This window comes from Cohnella candidum (assembly GCF_003713065.1).
GTDB lineage: Bacteria > Bacillota > Bacilli > Paenibacillales > Paenibacillaceae > Cohnella > Cohnella candidum.
On record NZ_CP033433.1, the window covers coordinates 1,069,888 to 1,086,939 of the forward strand.

Consider the following 17,052-nt stretch of genomic DNA (forward strand, 5'->3'; position numbering starts at 1 on the left):
ACTTCACGCGTCGTTACGAATCAGCAGGTATACGATCAGGCCCAGGACGGGGAAGAAAAACAATCCGATCAGCACGATCAAAGCGAATTCGGCGCTTCTCCCTCTCCTTCTGCAGTCCCGAAACGCCCAGACGCAGATCGCGATATGCAAAATGAAAAGCTCGGCAGGGACAAGCAGAAAAAATATCAGGAACATGAAAGCCATGGATGATCTCTCCTTTCCACCGATACCTCACCATACGGCCTTCGGAACGAAAAGATGCGGTGACTTTTACGCGCTCGCATGCCCTCCGATGTTCGCCTTATAATGAAGAGAAAATCCGGGGGATTTGACCGAGCCGGGCCGAATGCTGTACGATGTGTGCGATGATCGCAAGCGAAACGCTCGTATACGCGGCGTTTGCGTTGGCCGCGAAGAACGTTTATGCTATCTAATGAAAATAAGGGTTCGACAGATTCCCGGGTTCGAACATCGCTCCCTCTGACCGTCCGTCCGAGCGGGACGCCGGCCAAGGGACATGTTGACCGCAGGAGAGGAGGAATGAATGTGGCGGATTCCCTCGTTATCGTTGAATCCCCGGCCAAAGCCAAGACGATCGGCAAATACTTGGGCAGCAAGTTCATCGTCAAGGCGTCGATGGGCCACATTCGAGATCTGCCCAAGAGTCAGATCGGCGTTGAAATCGAAAACGAATTCCAACCGAAATACATCACGATACGCGGCAAAGGCAACGTTTTGAAAGAATTGAAGGACGCAAGCAAAAAGGTGAAAAAAGTGTATCTCGCGGCTGACCCTGATCGCGAAGGGGAAGCGATCGCCTGGCACTTGGCGCATTACCTGGAGTTGGACGAGAAGGACGCCTGTCGCGTCGTGTTCAACGAAATCACGAAGCAAGCGGTCAAAGACGCCTTTAAAACCCCGCGTCCGATTGACATGGATCTTGTGAACGCGCAGCAAGCAAGACGCGTGCTGGACCGACTGGTCGGCTACAAGATCAGCCCGCTGCTCTGGAAGAAGGTCAAGAAAGGCCTCAGCGCCGGCCGCGTGCAATCCGTCGCGGTGAAGCTGATCATGGACCGCGAGAATGAGATCAAAGCGTTCGTTCCGGAAGAATACTGGAGCATCACCGCGCATTTGATGAAAGAGAGCGCGTCGTTCGAAGCGAAGTTCCACTCCGTGAACGGCGAGAAGAAAGAGCTCAAAAGCGAAGACGACGTCAAGGAAGTGCTCTCCCGCATCGGGCAAACCCCGTTCAAGGTGGGAGAGGTCAAAGAAAAGGAACGGCAGCGCAATCCATCACCGCCGTTCATCACCAGTTCGCTGCAGCAGGAAGCCGCCCGCAAGCTGAATTTCCGCGCCTCCAAAACGATGCAGGTCGCCCAGCAGCTGTACGAAGGCGTCGACCTCGGCAAGGAAGGCACCGTCGGTCTCATTACTTACATGCGTACGGATTCCACGCGGATTTCGCCCGTGGCCCAAGAAGAAGCGAAAGCGTTCATCGGTGAGAAGTACGGGGCCGCTTACGTTCCCGAAACCCCGCGTGTCTACACGAAGAAAAACTCGACCGCGCAGGATGCGCACGAAGCGATCCGTCCGACGTCCGTGCTTCGGGAACCCGATTCCGTGAAGTCGTATCTGTCCCGCGACCAGCTCCGGTTGTATAAATTGGTCTGGGATCGTTTCGTGGCGAGCCAAATGTCCTCCGCCGTGCTGGACACGATGACCGTGGATTTGAACAACGGACCGGTGCAATTCCGCGCGGCCGGATCCAAGCTCAAGTTTCCGGGGTTCATGAAAATCTACGTCGAAGGCAACGACGACGGATCCACGGAGGAGGACCGCCTGCTTCCGCCTTTGACGACGGGAGAAACGGTTACGACGTCGCAAATCGATCCGAAGCAGCATTTCACGCAACCGCCGCCGAGATATACGGAAGCTCGTCTCGTCCGTACTTTGGAAGAGCTCGGCATCGGCCGCCCGAGCACGTATGCGCCTACGCTGGAGACGATCCAGAAACGCGGCTACGTGGCGATCGAAGAGAAGAAATTCGTTCCGACCGAACTGGGAGAACTGATCAACCAGGTCATGGAAGAGTTCTTCCCCGAAATCCTCGACGCGGAGTTCACCGCCCACATGGAAGGGAACCTCGACCATGTCGAGGAAGGCGATGAGAATTGGGTTCACGTCATCGGCGATTTCTACAAGTCTTTCGAAAAACGGCTGATCGTGGCGGAAGACGAAATGAAGGAAATCGAAATCCGCGACGAGCCGTCGGACGAAATCTGCGACAAATGCGGCAACCCGATGGTGTACAAGATGGGCCGCTTCGGCAAGTTCCTTGCTTGTTCCGGGTTCCCCGAATGCCGGAATACGAAGCCGATCGTCAAGGATACCGGCGTCGGCTGTCCCAAATGCGGCAAAGGCCAAATCGTGGAGCGGCGCAGCAAAAAAGGACGGTTGTTCTACGGCTGCGACCGCTACCCGGAATGCGATTACGTATCCTGGGATAAGCCGGTGGCCAAACCTTGTCCGGATTGCGGCGGCATGATGATCGAGAAGCGCAGCCGCGGCAACGTGACTTGGCATTGCACGGCATGCGGGCACGACGAATCTCCTCCGGAAGCGGACGAAGCCGCGGAATAACACGGAACAGCAGCAAGGAGGAACACCTCAGTGAATGAACATCCACGCGTGACGGTCGTCGGAGCCGGTCTTGCCGGCAGCGAAGCGGCTTGGCAGATCGCCTCCCAAGGCGTCCCCGTCACGCTTTACGAAATGCGGCCCGCTCGCCGTACGCCCGCCCACCACACCGACAAGTTCGCCGAGCTGGTGTGCAGCAACAGCCTCCGGGCAAACGGCTTGACGAACGCGGTCGGCGTGTTGAAGGAAGAGATGCGCCGGCTGAATTCGCTGATTCTCTCGGCGGCGGACCGGAACGCGGTGCCGGCGGGCGGCGCGCTCGCGGTGGACCGCGACGGATTCTCCGGGGAAGTCACGAGCCGTTTGCGGAATCATCCGTTGATTACGGTCGTAAACGAAGAGCTTTCGGCCATTCCCGAGGACGGGATAACGGTAATCGCCACCGGTCCGCTGACCTCGCCGGATCTGTCCAAGCAAATCCAGGAACTGCTCGGCGAAGAGTATTTTTACTTCTACGACGCGGCGGCTCCGATCGTGGAGAAGGATTCCATCGACATGGAGCGGGTTTTCCTCGCGTCCCGTTACGACAAGGGCGAGGCGGCTTACCTGAATTGCCCCATGAACGAGGAAGAATTCGAAGCGTTCTACGAGGCGCTGATCACGGCGGAAACCGCGGAGATCAAAGATTTCGAGAAGGAAATGTACTTCGAAGGCTGCATGCCGATCGAGGTCATGGCCAAACGCGGCAAACAGACGGTGCTGTTCGGACCGATGAAACCGGTCGGGCTGGTCGATCCCCGTACGGGCAAGCAGCCTCACGCCGTCGTGCAGCTCCGGCAGGACAACGCGGCCGGTACGCTGTACAACCTGGTCGGCTTCCAGACCCATCTCAAATGGGGAGAGCAGAAAAGGGTGTTCGGCCTCATTCCGGGACTGGAGCAGGCGGAATTCGTACGCTTTGGCGTCATGCACCGCAATACGTTCATCAACTCGCCGCGGCTGATGCTCCCGACCTATCAGTTCAAGCGGAGGGAGAGCCTGTTCTTCGCCGGCCAAATGACCGGCGTCGAAGGGTACGTGGAATCCGCGGCGTCCGGCCTGATCGCCGGCTTGAACGCCGGGCGGCTCGCGCGCGGGCTGGATCCCGTGACGCTGCCGGCGGAGACGACGCTCGGCAGCATGGCGCACTATATCACGACGGCGGATTTCCGCCATTTCCAACCGATGAACGCGAATTTCGGTTTGTTCCCGCCCTTGGGGCATCGAGTTCGCAGCAAAAAAGAGAAAAACGACACCATCGCGGAACGGGCGCTTGCGGCAATTGAAGATTTCGCCCGCGAATGGCAGACGGATGCAAGCATTCCGACCGTATGAAGCAGCGGCAGCGGGCCGACAGGCCCCCGCTGCTTCGACGCGTTCACGGAGGATGATGGACTCATGAAGGAGGAACAAACGATGAGCGGTCAGTTCCACGCCACGACGATATGCGCGGTGCGACACAACGGCAAGGGCGCGATCGCCGGCGACGGCCAGGTCACGTTCGGCAACAGCATGGTCATGAAGCATACGGCCAAAAAAGTGCGCAGGCTCTATCGCGGACAGGTGCTGGCCGGCTTCGCGGGCTCCGTCGCCGACGCGATCACGCTGTTCGAGAAGTTCGAAGGCAAGCTGGAGGAGCATCACGGCAACCTGCAGCGTGCGGCGGTCGAGCTGGCGAAGGATTGGCGCTCCGACCGGGTACTCCGGCGGCTTGAAGCGATGATGATCGTGGTCGATGCGACGGGCATGCTTCTGCTCTCCGGCAACGGAGAAGTGATCGAGCCGGACGACGGCATCCTCGCCATCGGTTCGGGGGGCAGCTTCGCCCTTGCGGCCGCGCGCGCCTTGCATCGGCATGCGCCGCACATGGAAGCGAAGGAAATCGCGCGCGAGGCGCTCCAGGTCGCGGCCGAAATTTGCGTGTTCACGAACAGCAATCTCGTCGTTGAAGAGATCTAATTTCTCCCCAAAAAGTGACGTGTGCCTTCGATGTTGATTCCGATTACTTTTTGGGGCCCCGGGTGAAAGCCATTTGATTGGGAGGTAAGGACCATGAGCGAGAATTTGACGCCCCGTCAAATCGTGGCGGAGCTTGATAAATACATCGTCGGACAGAAGCAAGCCAAACGTTCGGTAGCCGTGGCTCTCCGCAACCGTTATCGCCGCAGCCGTCTGCCGGAAGAGCTTCGGGACGAGATCGTGCCGAAGAACATCCTCATGATCGGCCCGACCGGCGTGGGCAAGACGGAAATCGCGAGAAGGCTCGCCAAACTCGTGCATGCTCCGTTCATCAAAATCGAAGCGACCAAGTTCACGGAGGTCGGCTATGTCGGCCGCGACGTCGAGTCCATGGTGCGTGACTTGGTGGAAACGTCCATCCGGATGGTGAAGGAAGAACGCACCGAGAAGGTGCGCGACAAAGCCGAGAAGGCCGCGTCCGAACGGCTGACCGAGCTGATCGTTCCATCGCCGGCCAAGTCGAAGCCGCAGCGCAATCCGCTCGAGATGCTTTTCGGCGGAGGGAACGGCGGTAACGCGGCCGAAGAACCGGAAACGCCGGACCCGTCGATTCAGACCAAACGGCGCGAAGCCAAAGAAAAGCTCGAGGCCGGAAGCCTGGAGAACGAAACCGTTGAAATCGAAGTGGAGGAAGCCGCTTCCCCCATGCTGGATATGCTGGGCGGCCCCGGACAGGAGCAGCTCGGCAACATGCAGGAAATGCTCGGCCAATTCCTGCCCAAACGCCGCAAGAAACGGAAGCTCACCGTGAAGGAAGCCCGCAAGGTGCTCATTCAGGAAGAAGCGAACAAGTTGATCGACATGGACGACGTGATTTCGGAATCTGTCCGCCGCGCCGAGCAGTCCGGCATCATTTTCATCGACGAAATCGACAAAATCGCCAGCACCGGCCGCGGTCAAGGGCCCGACGTCTCGCGCGAAGGGGTTCAGAGGGACATTCTGCCGATCGTCGAAGGTTCGACCGTCATGACCAAGTACGGCCCGGTGAAAACCGACTACGTTCTGTTCGTCGCCGCCGGAGCGTTCCATGTCGCCAAGCCTTCGGACCTGATTCCTGAACTTCAAGGCCGGTTCCCTATCCGAGTGGAGCTCAGCAGCTTGACCGACGAGGATTTCGTCCGCATCCTGACGGAGCCCCAGAACGCACTGACGAAGCAATATACGGCGCTGCTGGAAACGGAAGGCATTCGGATCGATTTCACGGAACCCGCCATCGCCGAAATCGCGCGAATGGCGCAGGAAGTGAACCGCAATACGGAAAATATCGGAGCGCGCCGCCTGCATACGCTGCTGGAGAAGCTTCTCGAGGATTTGAGCTTCGAAGCGCCCGAGCTGCAGCTCGAGGAAATGAGCATCACGCCGGAATACGTCCGGGAGAAACTCGCCACCATTGCAAGCAACCGCGATTTAAGTCAATATATCTTGTAAGAGGCTTTGCGTGTTGTCGAATTAGGAGGAACAGAATTATCATGACGTTGTTGGAAAAAATCCGGTCCTTGAACAGGCTTTTGCAGAAGGCGGCCGGAAAACCGCTGAACTTCGGCGAAATGGCCGAAGTGCTGCGGGAAACGATCCTAGGGGACATTATGGTCGTCAGCCGCAGGGGCAAAGTGCTCGGAAGCGCGCTGTCGCCCGATTTTCCCGAGATGTGGCTTCGCCGGGAGGATCCGGGAGAGCTTCGGTTTCCCCAGGAATGCAACGAGGCGTTCCTGACGTTCGGAGAGACGGCGGTGGATGTGCCGAAGGCCGAAACGCTCGGTCAGTTGGAGGAAGCGTTCCGCGATCGGATCATGACCATCGTACCAATTATTGGCGGCGGAGACCGACTTGGGACTCTGGTACTATCGCGTCAATCCGAATTGTTAGCGGAAGACGACCTGATCTTGGCCGAATGCGGATCCACGCAAATCGGCATGGAGATTTTGCGCGACCGCGCGGAGGAGCGGGAAGTGGAGGCGAGGAACAAGGCGATCGTTTCCGTCGCCGTGCATTCCCTCTCGTTCAGCGAATTCGAGGCGGTCGAACAGATTTTTGAGGAATTGGAAGGCAAGGAAGGATTGCTCGTCGCTTCCAAAATTGCGGACAGGGCGGGGATTACGCGGTCCGTCATCGTGAACGCGCTCCGCAAACTCGAAAGCGCCGGCGTCATCGAAACGCGTTCGCTCGGCATGAAGGGGACGTACATCCGGATCTTGAATTCCCAACTGCTGGACGAAATCGAGCGGAAGAAAAATTAAGACCCTAACACTTTTCTAACAAACGAAAGCCCTGATCTTATCCAAGATTAGGGCTTTTTTCTTATTGTTTTAGGGGCATGTCTCAGAGATGATAGTTTTTGTAATTATATCGGCAACATTCCTCATTTTTTTAATAAAAAATGAAACTCCTGTCGAAATCAGCAGGAATTTGACCGATCGGCGTTGAAATATAGGGAGATATCCATGAACTTTTTCTCATTTTCAGTACGGAAGGATGGCCATCCCGAATGGATCTCTTGAGCGGTGCTTCGTTTCAGCGTCTGGAAGGCGCGATCCATGCCGCATCCATGCGACAGCAAGTTTTAGCCAACAACATCGCCAACGTGGATACCCCGAATTTTAAAAGATCCGACGTCGTTTTCGAAGAGATGCTCTCCAAAGCCATGGGGGCCGGCGGACAGTCGACTTTGTCTCTCAAAACGACGGACGCCCGTCACCTCTCGAACGGAGGGACTTCTTCCAATCCGGCGCCGACGGTCGTCACCGATAAGAACAGCGTATACAACAATAACCGCAACAACGTGGACATCGACAAAGAGATGTCGCTCGTCGCGGAGAATCAATTAAGATATAACCTATTTATCCAGCAAGTGAATCACGACGTGAAAATGATGCGGACAGGCATCGACGGGAGGGCGTAACGGATGAGGCTTTCGGGATTCGATATCAGCGCTTCGGCTTTGACCACCCAACGGCTTCGCATGGACGTCATTTCGGCCAACATCGCGAACGCCGAGACGACCCGGGCCGAATACGTCAACGGGAAATTCGTCCCTTACCGCCGCAAGGAAGTCGTCGTCGCTCCAGTCCAAACCAAATTCGGCAGCCTGCTCGACGAGAAATTGAATGCCGCGGGGGCGCAGGGCGTGCAAGTCACGGCGATCAAAGAAGATTCCACGCCGTTCAAGCAAGTCTACAACCCGACCCATCCGGACGCCGACGCGAACGGCATGGTCAGCATGCCGAACGTGGACGTTCTGAAGGAAATGGTCGACATGATCTCGGCCACGCGTTCGTACGAAGCGAACGTTACGGCTCTGAACGCGAGCAAGGCTATGTTCACCAAGTCACTCGAAATCGGACGTTAATCCGCCGAAGCAGACTGACCGCATTGTAAAAGATACCGAAATGGTGGGATTCCCATGATTCAAAATATGCTTTTAACTCCGATTACGCCGATTACTTCGGCAGCCTTGCAGCAGACGACGGCCGCCAAGGCAACGCCCGCCGAAGCGACCGACAGCTTCGCGTCTTTCCTCAAAACCGCGCTCGACGGGGTGGCCGCCCAGGAGCAGAACGTACATAAGGTCACCGACCAATTCATCGTCGGGCAAGCCGACATCAACGACGTCATGATCGCTTCCTCCAAAGCCGAACTGAGTCTGTCCCTAACCTCGCAAGTTCGCAACAAAGTCATCGAGGCTTACCAGGAAATCATGCGGACGCAGATGTAATCGGGGCGTTTTCCTAGCAACAACCCGCAGCCGGCGATCCCGAACCGTCGGGATCCGGCTGCGTTATCCGCAGGTGAGGTGACAACGTGAACGAGAGATGGGCACAGGTTCGCGAGAGGCTGATGAGCTTCTGGAACCAGTACAGCAAGACGCAGAAATGGGTGCTCGCCTCGACGGCCGTTTTTTTGCTGCTTGCCGTCATTCTATTGACTTCATGGCTGACCCGCACGCAATACGAGGTCGCCTTTCAAAATTTGGACAGCACGGATGCCGCCGCCATCATGCAGTATTTGGACGGTCAAGGGATTTCGTATAAGCTGAGCGCCGACGGATCGAGCATTTCGGTGCCGAGCGCGTCTGCCGCTCGAGCGAGGGTGGACGTAGGGTCCCAGGGGCTGTTGGTGAACGGTTCGATCGGGTTCAAGGAATTGAGTGAGTCGAGCTCGTCCATCGGGACGACCCAGGAAGAATTCCAGGTCAAGCTGCGCAATGCGCTGAACGGGGAAGTGCAGCAATTGCTGCAAAGCAAGCAGGGCGTTCAGCGGGCTAAGGTCCTGATCAATCTGCCTCAGGAGACGGTTTTCGCGAGCGACGAAGACAAAGAGAAGGCAAGCGCTTCCGTCGTCCTGACGTTCAAACCCGGCTTCCGACCGAAGCAGGAGGAAGTCGACAGTTACTTCAATCTCGTGAAAACGGCCGTACCGAACCTCAGCATGGACGGCATCACGATCGCGAGTACGACGGCGGGCGAACTGGAGCCTTCGGACAAGGTCGGCGGTTCCTCTTCTTCCTCCGGCGCCGTGCAATCCCAGTTCGAATTGACGCACCAATTCGAGAACGAAGTGAAAAAGAACATCCAGCAGTTCCTGATTCCGATGGTCGGCATGGATAATATGGTCATCAGCGTCGTGTCGACGTTGAACTTCGACAAGAAGTCGACCGAAGCCAATACGGTCGTGCCGCTTCCGAACAACGACAACAACGGGATCGTCATCAGCAAGGAATCGACGACCGAATCCTCCACCGGCACAGACGGTTCGGCGGGCGGAGTCGCGGGAACGGGACAAACCGACGTCACCAACTTCCCGGGCGGTTCGTCCTCCTCTACCAGTACATCGGAATCCACGCACGATATTGTGAATTACGAACCGAGCCGCGTGAAGGATCTCATCGAGTCGGCTCCTTACAAAGTAAAGGACGTTTCGATCAACGTCGGGATCGATTCCACGCAGATGACGCCGGAAAAGACCGCGGCGATCCAGCAGATGCTGGTCGGCAGCGTACGTACGCTGCTCGCGGAATCGGGCCAGACTTTGAACGACCAAGATTTGGCCAAACGTGTGTCCGTCATCTCGCAGACGTTTAACGCGAATGCGGCGCAATCGTCCGGTTTAACGGTTTCGGCTTACTGGCTGGCGGGTCTCGGCGTGCTGGCAGCCGCGCTGCTCGGCGGAGGCGGTTACTACGTTTACCGCCGCCGGAAAGCGGCACGGGAAGCAGCCGAGCTGGCCGCCGCGGAAGTGCCGCGCGTGGAGCTGCCGACGATCGATATCGACAACGTTTCGAACGAGAGCCAGGTTCGCAAGCAGCTTGAAAATCTGGCTAAGAGAAAACCGGAGGAGTTCGTCAACTTGCTCCGGACTTGGCTGGTGGATGAATAGGGGTGGCAGCACAAATGGCGAAATCAGGAATCCAACTTTCCGGCCGGCAGAAAGCGGCCATCCTGCTCATCACGCTGGGACCGGAAGTTTCCGCCAACGTCTTCAAGCAACTGCGGGACGAGGAGATCGAGCAGCTCACGCTTGAGATCGCCAACGTTCGCAAGGTGGACAGCGTAGAAAAGGAAAACATCCTGTCCGAGTTCCATCAAATTTGCATCGCGCAGGAATATATCTCCCAGGGCGGGATTACATACGCCAAAGAAATTTTGGAAAAGGCGCTCGGTTCGGGCAGGGCTTCGGATATCCTGAACCGGCTGACCGCGACGCTGCAGGTAAGGCCGTTCGACTTCGCCCGCAAAGCGGAACCGCAGCAAATCCTGAACTTCATCCAGAACGAGAACTCCCAGACGATCGCGCTCGTGCTTTCCTACTTGCAGCCGGAGCAATCGTCGGCGGTGCTCTCCTCGCTTCCGCAAGACAAGCAGGCGGACGTCGCCCGCCGGATCGCGCTGATGGACAGCACTTCGCCGGAAGTCATCGCGCAGGTTGAACGGGTGCTCGAACAGAAGCTGTCGGCGACGGTCACGCAGGATTACACGAACGCGGGCGGCATCGAAGCGATCGTGCAGATCCTGAACGGGGTCGACCGCGGAACGGAGAGGACGATTCTCGATTCCCTCGAAATCCAGGATCCCGAGCTGGCGGAAGAGATCAAGAAGCGGATGTTCGTCTTCGAGGACATCGTCAACCTCGACAACCGTTCGATCCAGCGGATCATTCGCGACATCGAGAACGCCGACCTGCAGCTGGCGCTCAAGGTGGCCAGCGACGAAGTGCGGGAGGCGATCTTCCGCAACATGTCCAAACGCATGGCCGATACGTTCAAGGAAGAAATGGAATACATGGGTCCCGTTCGCTTGCGGGACGTCGAAGAAGCGCAAACCCGCATCGTAGGCACGATCCGCAGATTGGAAGAGTCGGGAGAGATCATCATCGCTCGCGGCGGAGGAGACGATATCATTGTCTAATCTGATCAAATCCGGACGGGTCGTGTCTGTGGACGACCTCAAGCAGCTGGAACTGATCCGCCATTTCATCCCCAAAACCCAAAATACTTCAGGTTCCGACGCGGAATTCGAAGGAAATGGGGGGCCCGATGTCGAAACTCAATCTTTGAAAGAACGCATTCTGGAAGACGCCGAAAAAACGGCCCAAGAGATGCTGAACCGGGCCCGCGAGGAAGCCGCCGAAATCCGGGCGGCTGCCGAGCGGGAAGTCGAATCCTGGTGGGAGTCCCGCCGGGATGAGGACGACTCCGTGACGGAACAAGCGCGCCAAGACGGTTACCGGGAAGGTTATGCCGCCGGAGCCGAACAGGCGGCGCGCGACCTGATGAACGAATGGGATGCCCGGTTGAACGAAGCCCGTCAAGTGGTCGAGCAAGCTTACGTGACGAAAGAACGAGTGATCGCGGAAGCCGAAACGTTCGTCGTCGATCTGAGTTGCGCGATCGCCGGAAAACTCGTCTCGGCCCACCTGGCCGAAGCGCCGGAGAAGGTCATCCGGTTGTTCGGCCAAGCGCTCGCGCGGCGGAAAGAGCAGGGAGTCATCACGTTATGCGTGGCTCCGTCCCAGTTCGATTTCGTCCAGGCGGCGAAGGACGAACTGACGTTATCTCTCGATTCGCAGGCTGAACTTCAGATCGTACCGGACTTGACCGTGGAGGAAGGCGGCTGCATCGTCCGTTCTTCCTTCGGAAGCATCGACGCGAGAGTGGACACGCAGCTCGCCGCGATCCGCGCGGAATTGCTGAGAGTAGCGGCGCACGCCGCGGAAGAGGGGATCTCCGATGGCGCTTCTTGACGTGTCCCGCTACGAAGAAGCGCTCGCGAACCTGGATCCGGTCCGCGTGAACGGCAAGGTGACGCAAGTCATCGGGCTCACCGTCGAATCCGAAGGGCCTGACGCGAGCGTCGGCGAAGTTTGCGCCATCCACCCGATGAAAGGCGGAACGCCGATTTTGGCCGAGGTCGTCGGGTTCCGCGACAATCGCCTGCTGCTCATGCCCTTGGGAGAGCTGCACGCCATCGGCCCCGGCTGCGACGTCGTCGCGACGGGACGGCCGCTCACGGTCCAGGTCGGATCGGAGCTGCTGGGCAAAGTGCTGGACGGACTCGGCCAGCCGCTCGACGGCTCCAAGCTGCCCGCCCGTATGCCGCATTACTCGACGCACCGGAAGCCCGGGAACCCGCTGGATCGCCCGCGCGTCACCGAGCCGCTGGGCACCGGGGTTCGCGCCATCGACGGTCTCCTGACCGTGGGGCAGGGGCAGCGGGTCGGCATTTTCGCCGGCTCCGGCGTCGGCAAGAGCACGCTCCTCGGCATGGTTGCCCGCAACACCGCGGCGGACGTGAACGTCATCGCGCTGATCGGGGAACGCGGCCGGGAAGTGCTCGAATTCGTCGAGAAAGATCTCGGACCTGAAGGCTTGGCGCGATCGGTCGTGATCGTCGCCACTTCGGACCAGCCCGCGCTGATCCGCATCAAGGGCGCTCTGATCGCCACGACGATCGCGGAATATTTCCGGGACAGAGGCCTGAACGTGATGTTGATGATGGACTCCGTCACGCGTTACGCGATGGCTCTCCGGGAAGTCGGGCTGGCGATCGGAGAGCCGCCGGCGACCCGGGGTTACACGCCTTCGGTGTTCGCCGCGCTGCCCAAGCTTCTCGAACGGGCGGGCACGGGGCCGACCGGCTCCATCACCGCGTTTTATACGGTACTGGTGGACGGGGACGACATGAACGAACCGATCGCCGACGCGGTGCGCGGCATCCTGGACGGCCATATCGTGCTCCACCGGAATCTTGCGAATAAGGGCCATTTCCCCGCCATCGACATTCTGGCCAGCATCAGCCGCGTCATGAACAACATCGTCGGGGAAGAACAGCGGAACGCATCCGAACAGTTGAAGAGATTGCTCTCCATCTATAGAGATTCGGAAGACTTGATCAATATCGGGGCGTACCAGAGAGGCTCCAACCCGGAAATCGATAAATCCATCCAGTTCATCGATTTGATCAATGCCTACACGCGCCAGAGAACCGACGAGAAATTGTCTCTCGACGAGGCGACGGAACGGCTGATTATCGATTTTTACAGGAGATGAGGATAGACGGCCATGCGGTTTCATTATCCTTTGCAGAAAATCGTGGACCTGAAGGGCAGCGAAAAGTCGATGGCGGAATGGGAATATGCCGCGTCTATCGGCCGGTTGAGAGAGGAAGAGGAGCGGCTCCGCGAGCTGCTTGCCGAACGGGCCGAGCTGGAAGAGCTTCTGTCGAACGCCGCCGTCTCCGGCGTCATGCTGGCGGAACTGGCTTCCCTGCAGCATTATCTCGACGTGCTGGAAGGCAGGATCCGCGGCCGGATGAGAGGCGTGGAAGCCGCTGAAGCCGGAGTCAGGCTGCAAAGAAGCAAGCTGGCCGAGAGATCGGTGGAAGAGAAGGTTTGGCTGAACGCACGCGACAAAGCCTATCAGCTCTATCGGAACGACTGGTTGACAAAACAGCAGAACGAGCTTGACGAGATGGCGATCGTCCGCGCCGCGTCCGCTCGGGGCTGACGAACGAAACGTTAGGAAAGGAGGAGGAATCGTGGCCGACGCCAATACGGAAAAAAGCAACTACAGCGGCTTCGAGCGTTTTCTCTTTTTTCTGACGCCGATTCTCTTCACGGCAGTGCTGCTGGGCATGCTGCTGCTCCTGTTCAATACGGAGTGGAGAAACAAGGCGCTGGAGATCGGAAACAAAGTCCCCGTGCTGAAAGCGGTGCTTCCGGATCCTGCATCCTCGGCGCCGCCGACCGGCACGGACGCGGACATCACCGTCAACAACGCGAAACAGAAAGTGGATGAGCTGCAAGCGCTGCTGGCCGACCGGGAAGCCTCCTTGAAGAAAGCGACGCAGGAGACGACCGACCAGAAGAAAGAGATCGAGAGCCTGAAAGCCCAAGTCGAGCAGCTGACCCAAGACAAACAGCAGCAGACGTTGTCGGACGACGAATACGCGGCGCGAATCAAATCGCTCGCCGGCGTGTACGCCAAGATGACGCCGAGCAAAGCCGCGCCGATCCTGGAAAGCATGACGGTCGAAGAAACGTCGTTGATTCTCGGCGCGATGGCGGATACCGAACGGACCCGCGTGCTGGAGAAAATGACGCCGCAGAAAGCCGCCGACGTTTCGATCCGGTTGAAGGACTCCGTCACCGCGAAAGATCAGCAGATCGCGGCGCTGCAGTCACGGGTCAAGGAACTCGAAACGGCGACGGGGGCAGGCGCTTCCACGCTGGACGTTTCCGAGCTGAAGAAGACGTTCTCCTCGATGAAAGCGGCCGACGCCGCGACGCTGCTGCTGACCATGTCGAGCACGAGCCAGTCCAAAGCGCTGCTCATTCTCGGCTCCATGGACGACAGCGCCCGTTCGCAGGTGCTGGCGGCGATGGCGAACCAGGACAGCAAGAAAACGGCTTCTCTCGTCAGCAAGCTGATGCCTGCGAACCCCTAAGGTTCACCAGGCGGCACAGGCACTCAATGAAAGGAGGTGAAAACAAAATGAACGCACTCGGAATCGTATCCGCGGTAAATACCGCATCGCCAACCTCAGCTTCGGCTTCGGGAACCGGGAAAACCGGGTCGTCCGGCGGTTTCGCGGGCGCGCTTGTCCAAGCCATCGGCGGAACGGCGAGCACGGGAACGGCTTCGGCAGGCAACGGAATCACGGCAGGCCTTGCAGGATTGCTCGGACTTTTCTCCGCCCCATCGGAAGACTCTTCTTCCGCAGGACTGCTCGAATTGCTCGCGGGATTGACGAAGGCATTGGACGCGCAGGATCCGAACGCGAAGCTTCCGGATGAGCTGCAAGACCAGCTCGCCGCGCTGCTTGTCATGCTTCAGAACCTGCTGAATCCGTCAGCATCCGAAATGCCGGATAATCCGCAAGATGCTTTGGCCGTTCTGACTTCGTCGATCGACGGGACCGACGCGCTGCAATCGCAATCGAACGCACAGCTCGGATGGATCGCGGCATTGAAGCAAACCGCTCAGAATTTGACGGACCGATTGGCAGCCGACTCCACGCTGGACGCCCAGGCGCCGCAAGTGAAAGAATCGCTGCAACAAGCGGTAAACGCGCTGCAGCAGCTCCAAGGCGACAAGACCGCGTCGAAGACGGCTGGCGTCGTCGAAGCGAGAACTTCGGCGGTCGACACCGCATCCGGTGCCGCGTCGACAGCGAACGCAGCGGCTGACCAGCAAAGCGGCAACGCTCCGGCGGAGGTTCAAGCCGAAGTCCGCAAAGCGGCCGTTCCTTTCCGGAATCCGGCATGGCAGTATGCGACGGCATCCTCCAAAGAAACGAACCCGCAAACGGAAGGGCAAATTCCGGCAACGGCGGTCGAAAACACGGACGCCTCGAGCCAGAACTCCGTACCGGTCTGGACTCTGCTGAAGTCGGCCGACAACTTGACGGCCGCGGCATCAACCGCGAACGCGTCGGTTCCCGCGCAAGTGCCGGTCCAGCAATTCGCCGAGCAGATGGGCAAATTCCTGGTCAAACAATTCGTCCTGACGCAAGGGCACGGGACGGCGGAGGCCAAAATCTCGCTGCATCCGGAGCATTTGGGGCAAGTGGACATCAAGATCATGATCCAGAACGGCCTGCTTACCGCGCAATTCACGGCGGAGAACGGAGCGGCCCGCGACCTGCTTGAGAATCAGATGGCTCAGCTTCGCTCCGCGCTTCAAGGACAAGGCTTGCAAGTCGACCGAATGGAAGTCGTCCAGCAATCGGCAGGAGCCGAATCCGCGGCCTTCTTCCAGCAGTTCCAGGGACGTTCGGGCTCGAATTCCCAGGGCGGCCAGTCCAGGGATCGCGGCGCCAAGGGCGTCTACGAAGACCCGGCGGCATTCGAAGCGGAACTCGACAGGACTTCGTTCCTTCGCGAGATCGGCTACGGCAGCTCGCTTAACGTAACCGCATAATCCCGCTAGGAGGTGATATTCCGGTGGCGGACATTACCGGAACGACGAACATTTGGCCGTACTATTCGGCGCAAAACGTTCAGACGGCCGCTCGCAAACCGGTGAAAGAGCTCGGCAAGGACCAGTTTTTGCAAATCCTCGTCACCCAGCTCAAAAACCAGGATCCGATGCAGCCTTTGGAGGATAAGGATTTCATCGCCCAGATGGCGCAATTCTCCTCCTTGGAACAGACGATGAACATGGCCAACAGCTTGGCCGCGCTTCGCCAATCGGCGGGCATGTCGGCCGATCTGATCGGCAAAACGGTCGGCTGGCAAGAAACGACCGAAACCGGGGTCGTCGATCGTACGGGCGTTGTCGATGCCATCATTCGGCGCGACAATGTGCAATACGTGAAAATCGGAACCTCGGAAGTGAAAATCGACGATTTGCTGTCCATTTCGGCGACGCCTGCGAACGAAACGTCAACGGCTTCGTCCAGCACGGGAGGGACCGGCAATGAGTGAACGCATGACCGTCGGGCAATTGGCGGCTACGCGCGCGGCATCTCTCCAGGGGACGCGGGCAACGGCTAAATCGGCAGGAACGCCGAACGGCGGGATTTCCTTCCGCGAACTGTTGAACCGCCAAGAACTGAAATTCAGCCATCACGCGGAGCAGCGGCTGCAGCAGAGAGGCATCGTGCTCAACACCGACCAGTTGGACAAGATCGCCGGCGCCGTAGACCAAGCGGCCGCCAAAGGAGCGAAAGACTCGCTCGTCCTGTACCGGGACATCGCGATGATCGTCAACGTGCCGAACCGTACCGTGGTAACGGCCTTGGACGGCACTTCGATGAAAGAGCATGTCTTCACGCAAATCGACAGCGCTGTCGTCGTCAGCTAGACGGAAAAGACGTTTCGTAATTGCAAGAGGGGCTGGTCCTGCCTGAAGGGGGCCCC

18 protein-coding genes are annotated in these 17,052 nt (G+C 58.5%); 17 read left to right on the forward strand and 1 reads right to left on the reverse strand.

The genetic code is table 11. The annotated features are described in order from the left end of the window. Positions 1-3 precede the first annotated feature (3 nt). Positions 4-204, reverse strand: a complete 201-nt coding sequence (locus EAV92_RS04945; RefSeq protein ID WP_123040030.1) for a PLDc N-terminal domain-containing protein — start codon at positions 202-204, stop codon at positions 4-6. Between the two features lie 342 nt (positions 205-546). Here EAV92_RS04945 and topA point away from each other — a divergent pair, with 342 nt between their 5' ends. From topA to EAV92_RS05030, 17 genes are all read left to right on the forward strand, one after another. Then, positions 547-2,643: a type I DNA topoisomerase gene (topA, locus tag EAV92_RS04950; protein WP_123043582.1), complete on the forward strand. Its 2,097-nt coding sequence runs from the start codon at positions 547-549 to the stop codon at positions 2,641-2,643. Positions 2,644-2,673: 30 nt separating this feature from the next. Then, a complete protein-coding gene (trmFO, locus tag EAV92_RS04955; protein ID WP_123040031.1) occupies positions 2,674-4,014 on the forward strand; it encodes an FADH(2)-oxidizing methylenetetrahydrofolate--tRNA-(uracil(54)-C(5))-methyltransferase TrmFO in 1,341 nt (446 codons plus the stop codon). An 81-nt stretch (positions 4,015-4,095) separates the two neighbouring features. Next, complete coding sequence (hslV, locus tag EAV92_RS04960) at positions 4,096-4,638, forward strand: ATP-dependent protease subunit HslV (RefSeq protein ID WP_123043583.1); 543 nt, start codon at positions 4,096-4,098, stop codon at positions 4,636-4,638. 93 nt (positions 4,639-4,731) lie between these two features. Further along, positions 4,732-6,126 carry an ATP-dependent protease ATPase subunit HslU gene (hslU, locus tag EAV92_RS04965; RefSeq protein WP_123040032.1) on the forward strand — a complete coding sequence of 465 codons (1,395 nt, stop codon included), beginning with the start codon at positions 4,732-4,734 and terminating at the stop codon, positions 6,124-6,126. A 41-nt stretch (positions 6,127-6,167) separates the two neighbouring features. Then, the gene (codY, locus tag EAV92_RS04970) at positions 6,168-6,935 is read left to right on the forward strand and encodes a GTP-sensing pleiotropic transcriptional regulator CodY (RefSeq protein WP_123040033.1); all 768 of its coding nucleotides are present in this window, start codon (positions 6,168-6,170) and stop codon (positions 6,933-6,935) included. A 248-nt stretch (positions 6,936-7,183) separates the two neighbouring features. Then, positions 7,184-7,597 carry a flagellar basal body rod protein FlgB gene (gene flgB / locus EAV92_RS04975; RefSeq protein ID WP_123040034.1) on the forward strand — a complete coding sequence of 138 codons (414 nt, stop codon included), beginning with the start codon at positions 7,184-7,186 and terminating at the stop codon, positions 7,595-7,597. 3 nt (positions 7,598-7,600) lie between these two features. Next, positions 7,601-8,044 carry a flagellar basal body rod protein FlgC gene (gene flgC / locus EAV92_RS04980; protein ID WP_123040035.1) on the forward strand — a complete coding sequence of 148 codons (444 nt, stop codon included), beginning with the start codon at positions 7,601-7,603 and terminating at the stop codon, positions 8,042-8,044. A gap of 54 nt (positions 8,045-8,098) precedes the next feature. Next, a complete protein-coding gene (gene fliE, locus EAV92_RS04985; RefSeq protein ID WP_123040036.1) occupies positions 8,099-8,410 on the forward strand; it encodes a flagellar hook-basal body complex protein FliE in 312 nt (103 codons plus the stop codon). 86 nt (positions 8,411-8,496) lie between these two features. Next, positions 8,497-10,071 (forward strand): flagellar basal-body MS-ring/collar protein FliF, encoded by a 1,575-nt coding sequence (fliF, locus tag EAV92_RS04990; RefSeq protein WP_123040037.1) that lies wholly within the window; start codon positions 8,497-8,499, stop codon positions 10,069-10,071. A 14-nt stretch (positions 10,072-10,085) separates the two neighbouring features. After that, on the forward strand, positions 10,086-11,099 hold the full coding sequence (fliG, locus tag EAV92_RS04995; RefSeq protein ID WP_123040038.1) for a flagellar motor switch protein FliG: 1,014 nt from the start codon (positions 10,086-10,088) through the stop codon (positions 11,097-11,099). Further along, positions 11,092-11,934, forward strand: coding sequence for a FliH/SctL family protein (locus EAV92_RS05000; protein WP_123040039.1), 843 nt, complete (start codon positions 11,092-11,094; stop codon positions 11,932-11,934). The genes fliG and EAV92_RS05000 overlap by 8 nt, the downstream gene beginning before the upstream one ends. Beyond that, positions 11,921-13,240, forward strand: a complete 1,320-nt coding sequence (gene fliI / locus EAV92_RS05005; protein ID WP_123040040.1) for a flagellar protein export ATPase FliI — start codon at positions 11,921-11,923, stop codon at positions 13,238-13,240. The genes EAV92_RS05000 and fliI overlap by 14 nt, the downstream gene beginning before the upstream one ends. Before the next feature lie 12 nt (positions 13,241-13,252). Next, a complete protein-coding gene (fliJ, locus tag EAV92_RS05010; RefSeq protein ID WP_123040041.1) occupies positions 13,253-13,696 on the forward strand; it encodes a flagellar export protein FliJ in 444 nt (147 codons plus the stop codon). Between the two features lie 31 nt (positions 13,697-13,727). Then, a complete protein-coding gene (locus tag EAV92_RS05015) occupies positions 13,728-14,636 on the forward strand; it encodes a MotE family protein (protein ID WP_123040042.1) in 909 nt (302 codons plus the stop codon). A gap of 47 nt (positions 14,637-14,683) precedes the next feature. Beyond that, positions 14,684-16,111: a flagellar hook-length control protein FliK gene (locus EAV92_RS05020; RefSeq protein WP_164472632.1), complete on the forward strand. Its 1,428-nt coding sequence runs from the start codon at positions 14,684-14,686 to the stop codon at positions 16,109-16,111. Between the two features lie 23 nt (positions 16,112-16,134). After that, positions 16,135-16,617, forward strand: a complete 483-nt coding sequence (locus tag EAV92_RS05025) for a flagellar hook capping FlgD N-terminal domain-containing protein (protein ID WP_123040044.1) — start codon at positions 16,135-16,137, stop codon at positions 16,615-16,617. Further along, positions 16,610-16,996 (forward strand): TIGR02530 family flagellar biosynthesis protein, encoded by a 387-nt coding sequence (locus EAV92_RS05030; protein WP_123040045.1) that lies wholly within the window; start codon positions 16,610-16,612, stop codon positions 16,994-16,996. The genes EAV92_RS05025 and EAV92_RS05030 overlap by 8 nt, the downstream gene beginning before the upstream one ends. The last annotated feature ends 56 nt before the right edge of the window (positions 16,997-17,052 follow it).